Genomic DNA, 2675 nt, shown 5'->3' on the forward strand with positions numbered 1-2675 from the left:
TCACAGGACGATTTGGATAAGAACTATAATGCCCTGCTAAAGAATTAAGAGCAGTTCGCATAGTAGTAAATGAAGGTAAATTCGATACAGAATTATCACGTCGGTAGCGAGAGGCATAATCATTAATTGTTTGACGTGCTATTGCTTGAGCTTCCGCCTTACTTTCTGTATTCTCTGGTAACTCAATAGCTGTTTTTAAGGTATTTATTAAAGCTAATGTGTCTTCTTGATAATTTCCAGTTAAAGTTGCGGGATTATTAGAACAGCCCATCAAACCTATTACACAAACTAAAACTAAGGCTAGTACACGAGAAATAAAACGTTTCATAGAACTTTGTTTGCTATGGTGGCTAATTCGTTATTGATTATTTCATAGTATAGTCTAGCTCAATTTGAAATTTTAGTGTAGCTATATATCAAAAAAATATCTGTCTACTACAGTTTTTGATTTTTGTCAAATGTCAATTGTTTGACCACGATCAAATAATCAAAAATCCCAGAAATAACTAATTTGTCCCGATCGCACCGAAAGAATTTGAGTATCTTGTAACCACTGACCATCAAAACACCCTAAATGAGTAGTAGTAATCAAAGTTTGAAAACGGTCAGTAATTGCTTCTAACAACTGATTTTGTCGATGCAAATCTAACTCTGCCAACACATCATCCAATAGCAACAACGGCGGTTCCCTTACTACCTGCTCAATAAGTTGCAACTCCGCCAACTTTAACGCTAACACCAAAGTGCGCTGCTGTCCTTGAGAAGCATATTGTCTTGCTGGAGTATCATTAATAGTAAAAACTACATCATCTCGATGAGGACCTACTACTGTAGTACCTTGATATTGTTCGGCGATCGCCCGTACCTTGATTTTTTCTAAAAAAGCTTGACGCACGCCATCCAAACTATCTTGAATAATCAATTCCTTGCTATCAACCATCACATTCGCTAAATATTCCATCCGCAAAACTTCCATATTTCCAGCGATCGCCCGGTGCCACTCACTTGCTAACGGTGCTAACCTCTGTAAAACACGCTGTCTTCGGCGAATTACCCGCGCTCCAGTAGTTGCCAACTGGGCATCCCACAAAGCTAACTCCTGAGTAGAAATAGGATTTATGGAACCAGTAGTTTCTGCTGCCATTTTCTGTTGGCGAATCTGCTTTAACAAAGCATTCCGTTGGCGCAAAACTTGATTGTACTGTTGCAGAATGTGAGCATAGACAGGTTCGAGCTGTACCAATAGTCGGTCTAACCAGTGACGGCGTACTTCAGGTCCACCCCTGACTAAATCTAAATCTAGACTGGAAAACTGAACCACATTCAGAATGCTTAAAAAGTCTAAATGGCGACGTAAAGTTTCACCATTAATTGCTACAGTGCGTCTACCTTGACTCCGTACAGTTAAAGTCAGCTCAATATTGCCAACTTGTCTTTCTAAGTTAGCTTGTATTTGTCCCGCTGGTTTGCCATCTAAAATTAAATCGCGATCGCGACTAACCCGATGAGATTTGAGAGTGGAAAGTAACTCTACTGACTCCAGTAGATTAGATTTACCTTGGGCATTATCTCCCACTAAAATTGTTTTGGCAGCATCAAAATTAACTTTTTGATCTAGATAGTTCCGAAACTGTCGTAAATGTAAATGTCTAAGGTACATATTCACTAGGAGACAGGAGACAGGAGACAACCCACCCCTAACCCCTCCGGTGGAGGGGAGAAATGGGAATGAGCGAGGAGGTAGAAGTAAGAATTGTCCTTTGATTTTTCAACCATAGTCAGCCAAAAATATAGCAATGTGCGCTGGCATATTTACAAATTGCAGGAGATGTCCAATAGCTAAAAGTCTTATATTATCGGTTTTTTATTCCCCCTGTTGCCTGTTGCCAGATGAGCTGTTGCCTGCGTACAGCGCTATACTAGCTTTTTGCAGCTCTTTGCACCGAAAAGCTGGCACTTTTTTGAACCCCAAAAAGGCTAATACCTTATATTTATCAATACTTTGAGAATTAATCAGCAAACCCTACATATTTACTAGAAGTCACGACGTTTAAATTAACGAGTTTAACCACCAGATTAAATAAAACCGCCCCAAATATCTAACTATAACGTCTTAGTTTCTCAACATAAAACTCCTATTATTAAGTATACTAACGAGCGTCAGGGATTACTTCTGACTTTTGTACCTCACCAATCCAACAGCTCCCCTATCTTGTACCAATTCACTTGAAAAATGTCACAAATAGTTTCAAACTTTAAGTGTTAAATAATTTCCTGAAATTACTGTAGCATCAAAGTTTTGAGCTTCTATAAAATCTTACTTTTAATTTTTGACTTTTAATTTTTGACTTTTGACTTTTGACTTCTTGCTTAAATTCTATGAAAATAATATTCTTTGGCACACCCCAATTTGCTGTTCCCACTCTGGAAAAATTATTAACTCGGCCAGAAATTGAAGTTGTGGCAGTTGTCACTCAACCTGATAAGCGACGGGGACGTGGCAATAAGCTCATCCCATCTCCAGTTAAGTCATTAGCAGTTTCTCACAGTATCCCTGTTTGGCAACCCCGTCGAGTTAAAAAACATACTGAAACTCTCAATTTATTACGACAAGCACAAGTAGATGTATTTGTGGTAGTTGCTTATGGACAGATTTTGTCTGCGGAAATTTTAGA

Annotated in this window: 3 protein-coding genes; 1 reads left to right on the top strand and 2 read right to left on the bottom strand. The window is 38.6% G+C overall.

Annotation, left to right across the window (positions count from 1 at the left end; all coding sequences use genetic code 11):
* Both psb27 and recF read right to left on the bottom strand, forming a co-directional pair.
* Window positions 1-328 (bottom strand): photosystem II protein Psb27 (gene psb27, locus F6K13_RS27480; protein WP_287289061.1); only part of this gene is annotated, 328 nt, incomplete at its 3' end.
* 159 nt (window positions 329-487) lie between these two features.
* A complete protein-coding gene (gene recF / locus F6K13_RS27485) occupies window positions 488-1660 on the bottom strand; it encodes a DNA replication/repair protein RecF (RefSeq protein ID WP_124145958.1) in 1173 nt (390 codons plus the stop codon).
* Between the two features lie 719 nt (window positions 1661-2379).
* On the opposite strand from recF, the gene F6K13_RS27490 reads away from it, so the two are divergent.
* Window positions 2380-2675 (top strand): methionyl-tRNA formyltransferase (locus tag F6K13_RS27490; protein ID WP_287289063.1); only part of this gene is annotated, 296 nt, incomplete at its 3' end.

This window comes from Okeania sp. SIO2B9 (assembly GCF_010672505.1).
GTDB lineage: Bacteria > Cyanobacteriota > Cyanobacteriia > Cyanobacteriales > Microcoleaceae > Okeania > Okeania hirsuta.